The organism is Kluyvera sp., assembly GCF_965301105.1.
Window position 1 is genome coordinate 16,747 of the sequence record NZ_CBDKZX010000017.1, and the last position, 14,733, is coordinate 31,479.

Annotated in this window: 16 protein-coding genes; 2 read left to right on the forward strand and 14 right to left on the reverse strand. The window is 56.4% G+C overall.

Features of this window, described 5'->3' with window-relative positions; all coding sequences use genetic code 11:
• Positions 1–13: 13 nt before the first annotated feature.
• From ACW14G_RS09065 to ACW14G_RS09085, 5 genes are all read right to left on the reverse strand, one after another.
• Positions 14–1,066: a flagellar hook-length control protein FliK gene (locus ACW14G_RS09065; RefSeq protein ID WP_249022573.1), complete on the reverse strand. Its 1,053-nt coding sequence runs from the start codon at positions 1,064–1,066 to the stop codon at positions 14–16.
• Positions 1,066–1,371 (reverse strand): hypothetical protein, encoded by a 306-nt coding sequence (locus tag ACW14G_RS09070; protein WP_249022572.1) that lies wholly within the window; start codon positions 1,369–1,371, stop codon positions 1,066–1,068. Before ACW14G_RS09070 ends, ACW14G_RS09065 begins: the two co-directional genes overlap by 1 nt.
• The gene (fliS, locus tag ACW14G_RS09075) at positions 1,368–1,760 is read right to left on the reverse strand and encodes a flagellar export chaperone FliS (protein WP_167574765.1); all 393 of its coding nucleotides are present in this window, start codon (positions 1,758–1,760) and stop codon (positions 1,368–1,370) included. Before fliS ends, ACW14G_RS09070 begins: the two co-directional genes overlap by 4 nt.
• Before the next feature lie 23 nt (positions 1,761–1,783).
• Positions 1,784–3,112 (reverse strand): flagellar filament capping protein FliD, encoded by a 1,329-nt coding sequence (fliD, locus tag ACW14G_RS09080; protein WP_249022571.1) that lies wholly within the window; start codon positions 3,110–3,112, stop codon positions 1,784–1,786.
• Between the two features lie 203 nt (positions 3,113–3,315).
• Entirely contained in the window at positions 3,316–4,149 is an 834-nt protein-coding gene (locus ACW14G_RS09085) for a flagellin N-terminal helical domain-containing protein (protein WP_167574763.1), read from the reverse strand.
• Positions 4,150–5,017: 868 nt separating this feature from the next.
• Between ACW14G_RS09085 and ACW14G_RS09090 the strand changes: the two genes are divergently transcribed.
• Together ACW14G_RS09090 and ACW14G_RS09095 are read left to right on the forward strand one after the other, a co-directional pair.
• On the forward strand, positions 5,018–5,956 hold the full coding sequence (locus ACW14G_RS09090) for a winged helix-turn-helix domain-containing protein (protein WP_167574762.1): 939 nt from the start codon (positions 5,018–5,020) through the stop codon (positions 5,954–5,956).
• Positions 5,928–6,401, forward strand: coding sequence for a hypothetical protein (locus ACW14G_RS09095; protein WP_167574761.1), 474 nt, complete (start codon positions 5,928–5,930; stop codon positions 6,399–6,401). The genes ACW14G_RS09090 and ACW14G_RS09095 overlap by 29 nt, the downstream gene beginning before the upstream one ends.
• Positions 6,402–6,469: 68 nt before the next feature.
• On the opposite strand, the gene ACW14G_RS09100 is transcribed toward ACW14G_RS09095, so the two are convergent.
• Genes ACW14G_RS09100 through flgE form a run of 9 tightly spaced genes read right to left on the reverse strand, consistent with a single transcriptional unit; the run spans position 6,470 to position 14,719 of the window.
• Positions 6,470–7,480, reverse strand: coding sequence for a hypothetical protein (locus ACW14G_RS09100; RefSeq protein WP_167574760.1), 1,011 nt, complete (start codon positions 7,478–7,480; stop codon positions 6,470–6,472).
• Positions 7,481–7,486: 6 nt separating this feature from the next.
• A complete protein-coding gene (flgL, locus tag ACW14G_RS09105; protein ID WP_167574759.1) occupies positions 7,487–8,398 on the reverse strand; it encodes a flagellar hook-associated protein FlgL in 912 nt (303 codons plus the stop codon).
• A 22-nt stretch (positions 8,399–8,420) separates the two neighbouring features.
• Positions 8,421–9,788 (reverse strand): flagellar hook-associated protein FlgK, encoded by a 1,368-nt coding sequence (gene flgK / locus ACW14G_RS09110; protein ID WP_223803663.1) that lies wholly within the window; start codon positions 9,786–9,788, stop codon positions 8,421–8,423.
• Positions 9,775–10,182, reverse strand: a complete 408-nt coding sequence (locus tag ACW14G_RS09115; protein WP_167574757.1) for a rod-binding protein — start codon at positions 10,180–10,182, stop codon at positions 9,775–9,777. The genes flgK and ACW14G_RS09115 overlap by 14 nt, the downstream gene beginning before the upstream one ends.
• Positions 10,182–11,285: a flagellar basal body P-ring protein FlgI gene (locus ACW14G_RS09120; protein ID WP_411908135.1), complete on the reverse strand. Its 1,104-nt coding sequence runs from the start codon at positions 11,283–11,285 to the stop codon at positions 10,182–10,184. The genes ACW14G_RS09115 and ACW14G_RS09120 overlap by 1 nt, the downstream gene beginning before the upstream one ends.
• Entirely contained in the window at positions 11,285–11,950 is a 666-nt protein-coding gene (flgH, locus tag ACW14G_RS09125) for a flagellar basal body L-ring protein FlgH (protein WP_167574756.1), read from the reverse strand. The genes ACW14G_RS09120 and flgH overlap by 1 nt, the downstream gene beginning before the upstream one ends.
• Positions 11,951–11,974: 24 nt before the next feature.
• On the reverse strand, positions 11,975–12,760 hold the full coding sequence (gene flgG / locus ACW14G_RS09130; RefSeq protein WP_167574755.1) for a flagellar basal-body rod protein FlgG: 786 nt from the start codon (positions 12,758–12,760) through the stop codon (positions 11,975–11,977).
• A 21-nt stretch (positions 12,761–12,781) separates the two neighbouring features.
• Entirely contained in the window at positions 12,782–13,513 is a 732-nt protein-coding gene (locus ACW14G_RS09135) for a flagellar basal body rod protein FlgF (RefSeq protein WP_167574754.1), read from the reverse strand.
• Positions 13,514–13,516: 3 nt separating this feature from the next.
• A complete protein-coding gene (flgE, locus tag ACW14G_RS09140) occupies positions 13,517–14,719 on the reverse strand; it encodes a flagellar hook protein FlgE (RefSeq protein WP_223803662.1) in 1,203 nt (400 codons plus the stop codon).
• Positions 14,720–14,733: the final 14 nt, after the last annotated feature.

The following is a 14,733-nucleotide window of genomic DNA, read 5'->3' on the forward strand; positions in this document are numbered from 1 at the left end:
ATTTTTCTTTGTCTTAAACCGTCATGAGTACCGAGTCATCGCTGCGGGAATCCTGGGTAGCCGATACGTTGGCTGCCAGCTCCGCGCCCGCCTGAATGGCGTTGTGCTGCTCGGCGAAATGTTGACCTCTGCCCTGCTGCTGCCCCCCGGATTGGGAAGACACCTGCACGTTCACCTGCACGAAGTTTTGCTCTGTCAGGCTCTGGCGAAGGTCGTTACTGGTCTGCTGTAGCGCACGATAAACTTCGGCGTGGCTGGCGTTGATCTGTACCTGTACGCGGCCATTGTCGACCTGCATCGAGATATCGATTTTGCCCATATCCGGCGGATCGAGACGGATAGTGGCGTGCTGGATCTGCTGCTTCACCTGCACCTGCAAACGATCGCCAAGTGCGCTTTGCAACTGCTCGCTCCAGCGAGAAGGCTCAGGATCCATCTTCAGCGTGGTGGTGACCGGCGAAGCGGTGGAGGCGGTTGCCGGAGAAATGCTGTTGCTGCTGTCTAACGGTTGCCCAGGCATCGCGGCGACCGGCGTCATCGCCGTCATCAGCATCGGGGAAACCGGCTGAGCGCTCGGCAGGACGCTGCTCGCCGTCTCCGTAGTGGCAAGATTCGGCGCAGTCATCGTCTGCTGTTGCAGCGATGGCGCAAGGCCCATCGTCAACGCCTGCGGCGCCATCAATGTCTGCGCATTCGCCATCAGCGCATCATCGACGGGCTGTGCCACGTTGACATAGCTGGCGGTCTGCACCGGCATCTGACTGGTCATCAACAGCGTTTCGAGCAGTTGCTGCTGAGAGTCGTCTTTCAACAACGCGCCGCTCAACTGCTGCGGATCAGCATCGTCGTCTTTGTCATCGATGGAGACCGGATGCGCGCTCACGGCCAGCGAGCTCGGGAGCGTTTGCCCGGTCATCATCGAGTCAATGACGTTAAGCAATGCGTCGCTGAAAGCGGTTGGTGTTTGCGCGGTACCGTTTTGCCCCATCTGCCCGGCGATAGATTCGGCCTGCATCGGCAGGCCGGAGCCGCTCAACGCGCCCTGTGAAAGGTTCAGAATATCCATCAGCGCATCCCCTCATCGTCCATAAACTGGGCGTAAGCTGTTGCGCCTTCGCGGTTACGCGCCACCAGGCTCATTTTGGCGGCCAGCATATCGCTCTGGCCCTGGCAGTAATCGCGCGCCTGCTGGTGCACCTTTTTCAGGTTATCCAGCGCCTGGCGCTCGGCCACCGCCAGATTTTTGCCCTGGATAGCCGCCAGCAGTTCGGCGATTTTGGCATCGACATTGACGACAGAAGGCCAGTTGTGGTCTTCCGTCGCCTGACGTAGCGCCTGAGTCAGCGTCTGAATCGCGTGTTGCATACTCATGCCGCCTGACCCATTTTTTCCCAGCCGTCCTGCAGGTTGCCGAGGATCGCTTCCACTTCTTCGATCTGCTCGATGGAGAGGTTATTGCTGGCGTCGTACAGACGATAAACGCAGTAGTCGTAAAGATTCGCCAGGCTCAGCGCCAACTCGCCGCCTTTGTCAAAATCAAGCGAGCTGGTCAGCGCATTGAGGATATCGATGCACTTGTTGATGCTCTGCGCCTTACGCTCATAGCGACGCGCCGCAATGTGGCTTTTGGCGCGTACCAGCTCATCCATCATGCCGCGGAACAGCATCAGCACCAGCTGGTGCGGGTTGGCTGCCGCCGCCTGAATCGCCAGATCGGATTGTTGATACAGGCCGTAGCCTTCCTGCTCATTACCGTACATTGAGGATGGGTTCCCTTAGAAAATTAGCTAAACAAACTCGTGGTGTTATTCATCTGCGTCATGAGCGACTGCAACTGCGTAAACTGCTTGAGGTAGCGGTTGTACGAAGACTCATAGCGCGTTTCCATTTTTGCGGTTTTGTTGTCGATATCAGTCTGCTGACGGTCGAGGGTATCCTGACGCCCTTTCAGCAGGCCGGTAGTGGAGCTGAGGTATTTATCCAGCGTTTTATCCATCGCTTTAATCAGGCCGTCATTGCCGTTAAAGAACTGCGCCACGGTCTGCGGGTCGTTTTTCAGCTGCTCTTCCAGCTTGTCGGCATCGAAGGAGAATTTGCCGTCTTTGTCGGCGGTGATGCCGAACTTGCTCATGTTCTGATCGCCAAAGGTGCCGCGCAGCATGCTGCTGAGTTCGGTGCCTAACGTCGAAATACTGGCATCGCCGGCAAAAGCGCCGCGGTCAGTGCTGGAACTGCCGGTCGCGGTCAGACCAGAAATGGTGTCGCGCAGGGTGTTGTAGGCATCGAGGAACGCCTGGACCTGGTTCTTGGTTTCGGTAACGTCGGTATCAATAGAGATAACCAGTGGCTTACCCGTTTCGGTGGTGCTGGTCAGTTTGATGGAGACGCCGTCGACCAGGTCATCGAGGGTGTTGGAGCTGCTGTAGTATTTTTTATCGGAGTCACCCAGAGTAAAGATGGCATCTTTGCCGTCGGTAATAATTTCCGGCTTGTCGAACATCTCCGCCCCGCCGGTCATCCCGCTGGTATCCATCTGGATGTCGTACTTCGCGCCGCTCTGATCGCTGTTAAAAATCAGCGTCACTTCCCCGTTGACGCGCATCAGCGAGGCGGTAATACCGTTCTGGCCGGTGGTGGCGGTGGTGGAGCTGGACGCGCTGGGGAAATCAGCCTTGTTCACCGCTGCGGCGAAATCAGAGAGGCTGTTGAGGCCATCCATGTTGATTTCGATCTCTTCGCCATCCAGGGTGATTTTGAGCGTACCGGTAGCGTCTTTAACGGACTGGTCTGTCATTCCCTCAAACGTCTTCTGCTGGGCGGTCGCCAGCTGGGTGACGTTCAGGCTGTAGGTCCCTTTACGCGCGCTGGCGCTGGCGGTGATGGTGGCGATACCTTCCTGGTTCATGGTCGCGACGTTCTTCAACACGCTGGCGGAACTGGAGTTCAACGCCGTGATGGAGGTGCGGAAGGTGGTTAGCGCCGTGCGCAGCGAATCCAGCGCTTTAGTCTGCGCCTGTAACGTAGTGGTCTGCTTAGTGATCGAGTTTTGCAGCGCAAGAATGTCATAGCCTGCCAGCTGGGTGGCCAGTGTATTCGGGTCAAAATCAGACATAGTAGGTTCTCCAGGCACGCAAGCCACGATCGATATGCAATTGATTTAGCAACTATCGTGCCAACTTTTAAGTTGTTATTTATCAATGAATTAAATAATGGCAGGAACAGGTATTTCCGCATTTTCCGGCAGGGGAAAGGAGGGGTCGGATACAAAAACACCGCCATACAGCGGTGTTTTTTCCTGCAATAATCCGTGAAGGATTAACCCAGCAGAGAGGTCACCATGCTGGACATGCTGTTGGAGGTTTTCAGCATGGACATACTGGTCTGTACCAGCAGCTGGTTACGGGTCATGGTAGACGCTTCGGTCGCGTAGTCAGCATCCTGGATGTTGCTCAGCGCCAGGTCGGTGTTGTCCTTCATGTTCGCCAGGTTAGCCGCAGTGTGGCCCAGACGGTTGATGTTCGCACCCAGAGCGGAACGCATGGAACCGACGTTAGCGATAGCCGCTTCCAGACCAGAGATGGTTGCCTGGGACTTATCGAAATCACTTACGTCGATTGACAGACCGCCAGATACGTCGATTTTAGCCAGCTCGCCGGAAACGTCGACCGCCAGTTTCTCATCGGTGGAAGAACCGATCTGGAAGTTCATGGTATCAGCCAGTTTGCCGCTTGCACCAAACAGGTTGTCACCCGCATATTTGGTGTTGTTCATAATGTTGTTGAGTTCGCTTTTCAGCTCGGTCATTTCCGCACCGATCGCCGTACGATCGTCAGCGCTGTTGGTGTCGTTCGCTGCCTGGGTTGCCAGGTCTTTCATGCGGTACATAATGTTGCTTACTTCATCAAACGCGCCTTCCGCAGTCTGCAGCATCGCAGTCGCGTCAGAGATGTTACGCTGTGCAACGGTCATACCGTTGGTCTGGCCCTGCAGACGGGTAGCAATCTGCAGACCAGCCGCATCGTCAGCCGCGGAGTTAATGCGTTTACCGGTGCCCAGACGTTCCATCGCGGTGGACAGCAGGTTGTTGGATTTGTTCAGAGCATTGGTGGATGCCATGGAAGAAGCGCTAGTAAAGATAGAAAGAGACATAATGATTCCTTTTTTCGTCCTGGTGATTCAGATGTTGTAATAACTCAAGACGACACGGCGGGAACAAAGATTAAATCGATAAATATCAATCGCTCATTTTTCCACCAAAACAAATCATAACCAATTGATTTCATAGCCATTAAAAAATCCAAGAAATGAGATAACTCTTCCATTCATCCCTTATCTGTTGCGCAACTACCAGACTAAACCCATATTCAAGTTCGTTTTTTGCGCACCTGTAGCCTATTTTTGAAAATATCCCAATTTTATTTTCAGCCCTGACTTTTCTTTACATTCACCATATTTAATTAGTAACATTAATTCCTGGCATATTATATCTCAACCATCATTCGTATTTCCGCCATATAAAAACAAATCTGGTTTAAAGCGACACAATAAAATAAAAAATTAAATCCATTTTTTCTCCTTCCACCTCACATCCCGCAAATAATACTCACCAGCATTTAGATCACACCAATAACACATTTAATTCACCAAGAGATCACTTAATTAACATAAGTTTTATTTAACGATGGATGTTAACTTTCAGCAAAATCAGCCCCCTTTTAGCCGCCACTATTGCTAAAAAGCCTGTTGCGCATCACACTTTTATCGCGTAAAAAGGGCGCAGGAAAAAATGATTCCTTCCTGTTGAGGTGTATTACAGACAAAAACGTTTCCGTTGTTTCAACAAACTCACGCCTCTTACAGAAGAACATAACGTCCGCTTTTTAATTTCCCGCAGGCACGCGGCATTCATTAAGAATTCTAAATGGAGTTATCAACTCAATCAGATAATCGCTGAGATTTTCGGGTATCCGCGCGGTTGTCACGATATTACTGGGGTGGTTGAATCCATAACGCATAAATGAATAAACGCTATTGCTCCGTAAACAACTGGCTGGTTGACGTCACCTCAGGATCCATTCTCCATCTCACCACCGGGGAACGAAAACGCCTCGGGGAGTATCAGCTCAAGCTGCTGGATATCCTGGTGCAGGACGCGGGAAAAATCTTCACCCGCGAAGAGTTGACCAACCTGGTGTGGGAACGCCGGGTGATCGGCAATAACAGCCTGCCAAACGCTATCCACGCGCTGCGTACCGCGCTGGAAGATGACGGCAAAAACCAGAGAATTATTAAAACCATCCCGCGCAAAGGCTACCTGCTGGAGGCCGAATACTGCTGCGTGGTGGAAAAAGACGAGGATGAGGTCAGCGACCCGGAAGAAGAGCGTGACGTCCAGGAAGACTATCTGCTCTCACCGCAGCCAGAGACTGACGCCATCGTTGAAGTGGCCGAAAAAGCGGCCGACATTCAACCCGTAGCGGAAGCTGCGGTGGTCGCCGCGCCAAAACAGCGCCGCTCAGGCATGCTCGCGTTTATGCTGGTCATCTTATTGACCGCTACCGCCACTGCAGGTGTCTGCTGGTATTTATTCGGCGGGCGCGCAGAGCATCTGGTTGCGCGTGAGGTCCAGCCCGGCGTCTACAGCAATATCCGCCTCTACACGGTAGAAGCGATGGGGGATCCGGCGTATATGTCCGCCAATCTTTACGGCAAGTTAAAAGACTCGCTGTATGCGCTGAACCAGCAAATCAAAATGCAGTCTGCCACGATGAACGTGTACTTCCACACCAACAACTCGTCGTTGAACTACAGCTTTATGCTGAGCAACCAGTGCGACAAGAAGCAGCTGGCGATGGCGATTTACCACTGGCGTACCGATACGGTACAGCTGAATAACGTAATCCTGCGAGAGACCCGGAGAAAGCTCAATGAACTGGCGACATGCAAAGCCAATTAATCTGCTGATCGCGCTGGTCGTCATACTGGCGCTGTTGGGCGGGCTGCTGGCGGCGAAGCTGATGCCGTCAGAATCGGCGTTGCCAACTGGCCCGGTGACGGGCGGCTTTCAGATGGGTTTTTACGATCTGATGTCGCAGCGTAAAGAGATTTACAACGTCAACCTGCACACCGTGCGCAACGTTCTGATGGCAAACATCACCAACCCTGACGACAACCGCTTTGTGCTGAAAGGGAAGTTTACCCCTACGCAGAAAAAGCAGGGACGGATTTACTTTAACCTGACGCCCATCTACTACAGCTCAGAGCAAAGAGGGTTGATGATTGAAGGGCTTGTGGATCAGTTGATGTACTCCAACTACTGGATGGAGCCGATCTCATTGAGCAACCAATCGCTGGTTGTCGGGCAGAATGGTTCGATTTTCCTGTATCCAATGCCGAAATAGCGCCATCTGCCTGATGGCGCTGCGCTTATCAGGCCTACGTTCATTACGATTGTAGGCCTTTACATTCATTAGCCCAGCAGGTTTTTCACCGTGCTCAGATGCACATTGGCCTGGGTCCCCAGCGCCTGTGAGAGCGCGCTATAGCTGCTGCCGCTGCGTGCCAGCGCTTCGCTCAAACCGCGCGAAGTCTCCAGCGCCTGCTGTGGACTATAGACTGTCGCCATATCGTTGATACGCGAACTGACTCGCTCCTGCTGCTGACGCAGCCTGCTGCGCTGGCTGGTGATGTGATCGAGAGTGGTTTGCAGCTTCATCTGCCCTTCTCGTTCCCGACGCGTCGACAGCGCCAGCACTTCATCACTGCTGGCGCTTTCCGCCTGCGGTGCCAGTAGCGTGAAAGCGTCAGCGGGATAATGCTGGCCTTCACCGCGTACGGTAAGCTGTTGGCTCACACGATCCCAGCGGCTTTCGTCGACGCTAAAGATCAGCTTTCCACCGCCCGCCTGCGCGGCGTGAATCCCTAAACGCCCTAAGCCGACGTTCAGCTTGAGTAGCGTCTGACGCGGCGTCGCCTCTTCCGGTAACACCACGGCCGCCATCTCACGCTGACGACCGCCCAACGAGAAGACCAGCGTTTCGCCCCCAGGCTGGCTCAGCAATTTCTCGCTGCCCGGCAGGGTAAAATTCACCGTACTTTTTTGTTCCAGCGACGCCGTCAGATGACGATCGACCGTCCCGCCGGAGAGCTGCGTGCGGCGCGCGAGATGCTTTTGCAGCGCCTGAGTTTGGGCGCTGGCATCACCGCCGCGAGTGGCGGACTGACGCAGCTGCAACAGCTGCGTTTCCGTCTTCGCCAGGTAGCTGTCGGCCTGCTGCACCGCGGTCAGCTGCTGATTGAGCTGCACGTTATAGCGCATCGGGCGCCGCGAAAGCAGCGCCGCTTCCGGAAACGCGCTGCGGTTGGTGACCGTATCAGGGGCGTTAACGCGCCCCACGGTCTGAGGAGCGCCAATGGAACCGCGCCCGGCATTTGCCGGGGCGGAGGTGGTCAGAGAGCCTGTTTTTAAACCAACTTGCATAACCAATTACAACATACTGAAGAGATTGAGCTGACTGACCATACTGTAGGCCTTATTGGTGATCTGCATTGAGGTCATGTACAGCTGTAAATTGATGGTGGTGGTCGCGGAGTCTGCCGAGTTGAGGTCGGTTTCGACCAGCGAGTTCGACAGGCTCACGTCAGTGTGCGCATCGTCAATCAGCGTCAGGCGATTCTGACGGCCACCGAGATCGGTAAACAGTGCGCCCAGGCTATCGCTGGTGGTCTGGGTCATGTCGATCATCGCGGAGATGTCGTCCTGATAATCCGCATAGCTCAGATTCGGATCCTGCATCTTCTCGCTGAGTTCTTTCAGCTTGTTCAGCATATCAAGATCGTTGCCCGAACCAGAGAACGCCTGCGCGACATTGGTGTTTTCGGTAATCGACACGCCGTTGGCTACGATGGTTTCACGCGAGTTATCGTTACCGCCATACACGTACTGACCGTCCACCAGTTCGACCGCTTTGGTGTTGGTCTTAGTGCCAGAGAACAGATAGCTGCCGCTCTCGTTCTTACTGTTCATCGAGGCGACCAGCGAGTCCAGCATCGACCCCAGCTCCGCGCCGTAGCTCGCCAAATCTTTCTGGCTCAGGGTGCTGTTGTTGGCCAGCTTAAGCTTATCGCTCACCGCCAGCACCTGGTTGCTCATCGCCGTAATATGCGATTCCTGCACCGACAGCTTACCGCTCAGGCTGGTGATGTTGCTTTGGTACTGTTTAATTGCCGACTGTTCACGGTTCAGCTGCACCAGGCGGCTGGCCGTTACCGGATCGTCCGACGGCACGTTAACACGCTTTTGCGTCGACAGCTGTTCCATCAGCTTGGAGACGCGGCTGCTGTTGGCGCCAAGCTGCGCCAGCATCGCGTTTGAGTTATGAAGACCACTAATACGCATAGCTTAATACTCCTGATGACGCTTAAAAAATGCCCAGCAAATCGCTGAAGACCTGGTTTCCAGCAGCAATCACTTTCATGTTCGCCTGATAGGACTGCATGTAAATTTGCAGGTTAATCGCCTCTTCGTCCTGGTTAACCGCGCTCAGGTTATCCCGCTGCTCTTGCGCCTGCTCGCTGACGGACACCGCCGCGTCCATTTCGGTTTTACTCTGTTTACTGGCAATACCAATCGTGGAGATAATCGCCGCCGCCCCTTCGTTGAGGCTCATGTTGCCGAGGCCAGGGATATTGGTTTTCTGGTTTTTCAGCTCGATCAGCAGGTTCAGGTTATCGCCGTTGCCCGGTTCGTCGGGATCGCTGGACAGGGCCAGCTCTTCCGGCTCGAGATCGTTAACCTGCAATATGCCCGCCGGGTTGGACGGATCGAAGGTGAACAGCGGTTTTCCCGCATCGCCGTTCAGGTCATAGCCTTTCGCCAGCTGATCGTTGAACATGTCCGCCACCGCCTGCGCCATGCCCTGAATAGCGTCGCCCATCTGCTTGAGCGTCCCCACTTCATAATCGTACAGCGCGCCCAGCTGACCGCCGGCGGACGGGTTGAGCGAAAACTCACTGGTGGAGAACTTCAGGGTTAACGTCGAATTCCCGTTGCCGTCCGTGCCCACGCTCAGTTGCCCGGCGGTTTTACCGCTGACTAGCGGCTGGCCGTTGCTCAGCGAAACGGTATAGCCGCTGCTGTCATCGCTAACCTTGACCTCTGCCAGCGAACTGAGCTGCTTTACCAGCTCGTCGCGCGCGTCGCGGAGCGTGCTGCTGTTGCCACCGGTGGCGTCCATCTCAACAATTTTCTTGTTGTAGTCGGCAATGCCGCCGCTCAGGGTGTTGATCTGATCAACCATCGCCCCGCGCTGAGTCGTAATGGACTCTTTCTGGCTGGTGACAAAGTTGTTCATGCTATTGAAGCGGGTAGCCAGCGTGTTGGCCTGGTTCAGCAGCTGCTGACGCCGCGCCTGTGATTCTGGCTCCTGGGTCAACTCGCTCAGGGCGCTGACAAAATCATCAAGCCCGGTACCGATGCTGGTTGAGTCGGTGCCGATCACCTTCTCCAGTGCGCTGATGTACTGGTTGCCCATGCTGTAGTAGTTGGACTTGGTGTTGGTCTGCCACACCTGATTCACCAGATACTGACTGGAGATACGGCGGATGCTATCCACCTGCACGCCGCTGCCCGGCGTAATCCCGGCTTCGCCCATCGGGCCGATAGCGCTCTGGATGATCCCCTGACGGCTGTAGCCGGAGGTCAGGTAGTTGGCCGTATTCATCGACGTGACATTCATGCCCAGCTGGGCTGCCTGCAGACCACTGAAGGCGATATTAATCATACTCATGGCTTACTCCTGCCCTTCGGGTTACGGGAACGACGGGCGTTTTAAGTTCTTGCGGTTGTCCATGTAAAGCGGCCGCTTCCGCCCCATTCTTAAGCGATGCCGTCGTCTGAGGCGACAGCTGGTTGATGATCATCTGCGCGATGCCGGTGCTGCGCTGTGAAGCCAGCTCGGACGCCATCTTGTCATCATAAAAATCACGCATCATTCGCTGCTGCTTGCTGTTGAACGGGTTATCTTCCCCCAGCACATCCGACGCTTTGCGCATCTGCGACAGCATCGATTTCAGCATCAGCGCTTCAAACTGCTCGGCAGCCTGTTCCAGATTCTGCGGCTTGACCTGCCCGGTCATATCGCCGGGCAGAATCGCGGTTTGTCGGTTAATCGCATCCAGCATTACATCACCACCAGTTCAGCATCCAGCGCGCCTGCTTCGTGCAGCGCCTGAAGAATGGCCATGGTATCGTCCGGCGCGGCGCCCAGACTGTTCAGGGTGTTCACGATGCTGCGCAGGCTGGTGCCCGCGGCGATCGTCACCATCTGGCCGCGACCGCGGTTCACGCTGACGTCGCTCTCCGGCGTCACTACCGTCTGGCCGCGACCAAAGGCGTTTGGCTGGCTGACGTTGGACGACTCGCGGATAGTCACGGTCAGATTGCCGTGGGAGACCGCCGCGGCGCGCACAATCACGCCGTCGCCAATCACTACGGTGCCGGTGCGCGCGTTAAACACCACGCGCGGCGGCTGCTTGCCGGCGTTAATCTGCACGTCTTCCAGCGCCGACATAAAGGCCACGCGCGCGCCGGCGCCCATTGGCGCTCGCACCGCCACATTGGTGGCGCTCTGCGCAGTCGCCGTCCCCGCGCCAAAAGCGTTGTTCAGCGCCACGGCAACGGTGTTGGCGGTTTTAAAGCTTGGCCGTTTGAGGTTAAGCATCACCATCGGTTCCTGCTGGAAGTCGCTGGCGATCTCGCGTTCAACGGAGCCGCCGTTCGGCACACGACCCACGGTCGGCGTGTTGATGGTCACGCTTGAGCCGCTGTTGCCTTCGGCCTTAACGCCGCCAACCACTACGTTGCCCTGCGCCAGCGCATAGACTTCACCGTCAGCACCGCGCAGCTGGGTCAGCAGCAGCGTGCCGCCACGCAGGCTTTTGGCATCGCCAATGGACGAAACGGTGACATCAATGCTCTGACCCAGCGAGTAGCCCGGCGGCAGCGTGGCGCTGATCGCCACCGCCGCCACGTTTTTAACCTTCGGGTCGATTTTGGCCGGCAGCTGCACGCCAAACTGGCGCAGCATATTGGTGACCGATTGGCTGGTGAACTTCACCTGGTTTTTATCGCCGGTGCCGTCAAGGCCGACCACCAGGCTGTAGCCAATCAGTTGGTTACCACGCACCCCCTGAATATCCACCACGTCACGCAGCGGCTGGGCCACGGCAGACACGCTGAAGAGGCACAGGAAAAACAGTATCCGTTTAAGCATCATGGCCTCCATCACATCGGGAACAGCGGGTGGTTAAAGAAGCGAACCAGCCAGCCCGCGGCGTTCGAATCGCTGAGCGCGCCGCGCCCGGCGTAAGAGATGCGGGCGTTGGCAATACGCTGTGACGACACAGAGTTATCGCGCTCGATATCATCGGCACGCACCAGCCCGGTCACGCGCATATACTCATCGCCCTGGTTGAGGGTGAGCCATTTCTCGCCGCGAATCGCCAGCACGCCGTTAGGCAGCACCTTAAATACCGCGACGGTGATTGCCCCGCGCAGGCTGTTTTGCTGTTGCGACGTGGCGCTGCCGTTGAAGTTACGGCTGCCGTCAACCGAGCCGGACAGCTTATCCACCGAATGACCGAAGGCCTCTGGGATGCCCAGCGAGACATCGTTCTTCTTGCCGAAATTGGTCCGCGCCTGCTTGCTGGCCTGCGTGGATTCATCCAGCTTGACGGTCAGAATATCGCCCACGCGGTAGGCGCGACGGTCCTGAATCAGCGACCAGTTATAGCCGCTGTTGTACACTCCACCGCCGCGTACCGGGGTTTCCGGCATGGCGAAATCTTCCGGCGGCGCATACGCCGCGTCGTCTTTTTGCACCAGCAGCGCCGGGCTTTCACAGCCCGACAGCATCAGCGCCAGCAAAACGACTGCTACCTGCTTTTTCATCTCTTTCACTTCACTGTCCTACCGTTACATCGACTGCGTGACAAACTTCAGCATGTCGTCGGCGGCAGAGACCATTTTGGCGTTCATTTCATAGGCGCGCTGAACGGTGATCATATCGACCATCTCCTCAACGACCTGTACGTTAGAGCCTTCGAGCGACCCTTGTTCCAGCTGGCCAAACGCCTCTTCACCCGGTACGCCTTCTACCGCCTGGCCGCTGGCCGCGGTTTCGAGGTACAGGTTGCCGCCGATGGCTTCCAGACCGGCCGGATTGACGAAGTTCACCAGCGTCAACTGACCCAGCTCAACCGGATCGGCCTCGCCCGCCACAGTGGCGGTAATCGTGCCGTCTTTACCAATCTGCAGGTCTTTGACGTTGTCCGGCAGCTCAATCTGCGGGATCAGCGGCAGGCCCTGGGCATTGGTCAGCACGCCTTCCGGCGTTTTCTGCAGGTTGCCGGCGCGGGTATAGGCAATATCGCCATTGGCGGTTTCGACCTGGAAGAAACCCTGACCAGAGATCGCCACATCAAGGCTTTGCCCGGTGTTCTGGATGCTGCCGACGGTGAATTCTTTCTGCGTTCCAACGACCTTAACGCCGGTCCCGTACTGGATGCCGGTCGGTGAGACGTTGTTCTGATCCAGCTGGCCGCCTGGCGTGCGCTGATTCTGATAGAACAGATCGGCAAACATCGCGCGGTCGCGTTTAAAACTGGTGGTGTTAACGTTCGCCAGGTTGTTCGAAATGGTGGTCATGCGGGCGTCTTGCGCCGCTAACCCCGTTTTGCTGATCCATAAAGCAGGATTCATTGGTATTCCTTAATCGTATTCTTAAGTGCCGCGAATCAGGCGGTTGCCTGCGGTGGCGAGATCTTCTGCGGCTTTCATCATCTTGATCTGCGCTTCAAACTGACGGTTGAGCGCAATACTGGAGACCATTTCGCCGATGGCCGACACGTTGGCCGCTTCCAGATGCCCGGCGGCCACCGTCACGTCTTCATCGCGTGGGGTAAACGCCGCGTTGCTCACCAGGAAACCCGCGTCGTTTTTGCTCAGCGCACTGGCAGGAATGTTCACCAGCTTCACGCGGTCGATATCCATCGGCGCGGCAATGTCGCCGTCATCCGGCACGATGGTGATCACCCCATCTTCAGCGATGGAGACCGACGAGTACGGCGGCAGCACGATAGGGCCGTTATCGCCTTCCAGCGGCAGCCCGTTGATCGACAGCTCCCCTTCGGCATTGATATCAATCTGGCCGTTGCGGGTATAGACCTCACGGTTGCCGCTGCGCAGCGCAATCAACCCATCGCCCTTCACGGCGATGTCCAGATCGCGGCCGGTTTCCCGTACCGCGCCCGGCGCTAAATCGACGCCGCCCTGAGTGGGCTGCGCCAGGTAGCGGGTGGCATAGCCCTCGCCGCTCACCTGTTGGGTCAACGCGTTGTCGAGATCGCTGCGGAAGCCCTGAGTGTTGACGTTCGCCAGGTTGTTCGCGTGGATCTCCTGCTGCGACAGACTGCGCGACGCGCCGCTCACCGCGGTGAAAAGTAAGCGATCCATCGATTACACCGCCTGGAACAGCGCGCTCATCATGCTGTCGTTGGTGCTGATGACTTTGGTGTTCGCCTGGTAGTTACGCTGCGCGGTCATCAGGCCCACCAGCTCGGAGGTCAGATCGACGTTGGACGACTCCAGCGCACCGGAAACGATAGAACCCAGCAGGCCGGAACCCGGCGTACCGGTCAGCGGCGCGCCGGAGCTGGCGGTTTGCGCCCAGGTGGTGCCGTCCTGCGACTGCAGACCGTTCGGGTTGGTGAAGTTCGCCAGTACCAGCTGGCCCTGCAGCAGGCGTTCACCATTGGAGAAGGTGGCGTACACGCTGCCGTCTTCATCGATCGCCTGGCCTGTACGTTCACCGGAGGCGTAGCCGTCGCCTTTGTTTTTGCTGACGGAGAAGTCGGAACCGTACTGGGAGGTGCCGTTGTAGCTCATGTCGATAGTGATGGATTCAGCGCCCGCGATGTCGGCAGTCAGCGGAACGGAACCACTCGGGTTGGTCAGGATGCCCTGGCTATTGAAGGTCAGGTTCTGCACCTGATCGACGCCGCCATTGGTCACCGGCTTATCGTCCATGTAGTAATGCACTTCCCACTCGTTTTCACCGGTCTTCACAAAATACTGGTTCAGCGTGTGTTCGCGGCCCAGAGAGTCATAAACCTGAGTCGTGTAGGAGTTGTTGTAAGAGGTGTTGTCTTTCGGGTCGAACGGCGAGGTCGCCGGGACTTCCGCGCGCGCATCCAGGTTCGCGGTAAAGTCGATGCTTTCGGTCGCTTTCGCCGGAATAGAACCGCTGCTGATGGTCAGGTTGCTGATGGTCCCCACCTGTAGCGTACCGTTGGCATCAACCGGATACCCTTGCAGGTACATACCCAGATTGTTCACCAGGTTGCCGTGGCTGTCGGTGCCGAAGTAGCCCGCACGGGTATAGGCGGTGGTGCCGGCGCTATCGCGAACCATAAAGAAACCGTTGCCGTTAATCGCCAGATCCAGCGCGGTGCCGGTGGAAGAGATGCTTCCCCCTTTGGTAATGCTCTGGGTTACCGCTGAAACGCCGACGCCCAGCGGCTGGCTTTCCGCATACAGCGCGGAGAACTCAGCGCGGCCAGACTTGAAGCCCACGGTGCCGGAGTTGGCAATGTTGTTCGAGATAGCGTTCAGCTGTTCGGTAACGGCATTCAGACCGGAAGTTGCAATACTAAAGCTCATAATCGTTCCTGTTT

Coding starts and splice junctions, on each gene's coding strand:
- ACW14G_RS09065 (WP_249022573.1), bottom strand. CDS start 1,066: ATGGATATTCTGAACCTTTCACAGGGCGCGTTGAGCGGCTCCGGCCTG.
- ACW14G_RS09070 (WP_249022572.1), bottom strand. CDS start 1,371: ATGAGTATGCAACACGCGATTCAGACGCTGACTCAGGCGCTACGTCAG.
- fliS (WP_167574765.1), bottom strand. CDS start 1,760: ATGTACGGTAATGAGCAGGAAGGCTACGGCCTGTATCAACAATCCGAT.
- fliD (WP_249022571.1), bottom strand. CDS start 3,112: ATGTCTGATTTTGACCCGAATACACTGGCCACCCAGCTGGCAGGCTAT.
- ACW14G_RS09085 (WP_167574763.1), bottom strand. CDS start 4,149: ATGTCTCTTTCTATCTTTACTAGCGCTTCTTCCATGGCATCCACCAAT.
- ACW14G_RS09090 (WP_167574762.1), top strand. CDS start 5,018: ATGAATAAACGCTATTGCTCCGTAAACAACTGGCTGGTTGACGTCACC.
- ACW14G_RS09095 (WP_167574761.1), top strand. CDS start 5,928: ATGAACTGGCGACATGCAAAGCCAATTAATCTGCTGATCGCGCTGGTC.
- ACW14G_RS09100 (WP_167574760.1), bottom strand. CDS start 7,480: ATGCAAGTTGGTTTAAAAACAGGCTCTCTGACCACCTCCGCCCCGGCA.
- flgL (WP_167574759.1), bottom strand. CDS start 8,398: ATGCGTATTAGTGGTCTTCATAACTCAAACGCGATGCTGGCGCAGCTT.
- flgK (WP_223803663.1), bottom strand. CDS start 9,788: ATGAGTATGATTAATATCGCCTTCAGTGGTCTGCAGGCAGCCCAGCTG.
- ACW14G_RS09115 (WP_167574757.1), bottom strand. CDS start 10,182: ATGCTGGATGCGATTAACCGACAAACCGCGATTCTGCCCGGCGATATG.
- ACW14G_RS09120 (WP_411908135.1), bottom strand. CDS start 11,285: ATGGAGGCCATGATGCTTAAACGGATACTGTTTTTCCTGTGCCTCTTC.
- flgH (WP_167574756.1), bottom strand. CDS start 11,950: ATGAAAAAGCAGGTAGCAGTCGTTTTGCTGGCGCTGATGCTGTCGGGC.
- flgG (WP_167574755.1), bottom strand. CDS start 12,760: ATGAATCCTGCTTTATGGATCAGCAAAACGGGGTTAGCGGCGCAAGAC.
- ACW14G_RS09135 (WP_167574754.1), bottom strand. CDS start 13,513: ATGGATCGCTTACTTTTCACCGCGGTGAGCGGCGCGTCGCGCAGTCTG.
- flgE (WP_223803662.1), bottom strand. CDS start 14,719: ATGAGCTTTAGTATTGCAACTTCCGGTCTGAATGCCGTTACCGAACAG.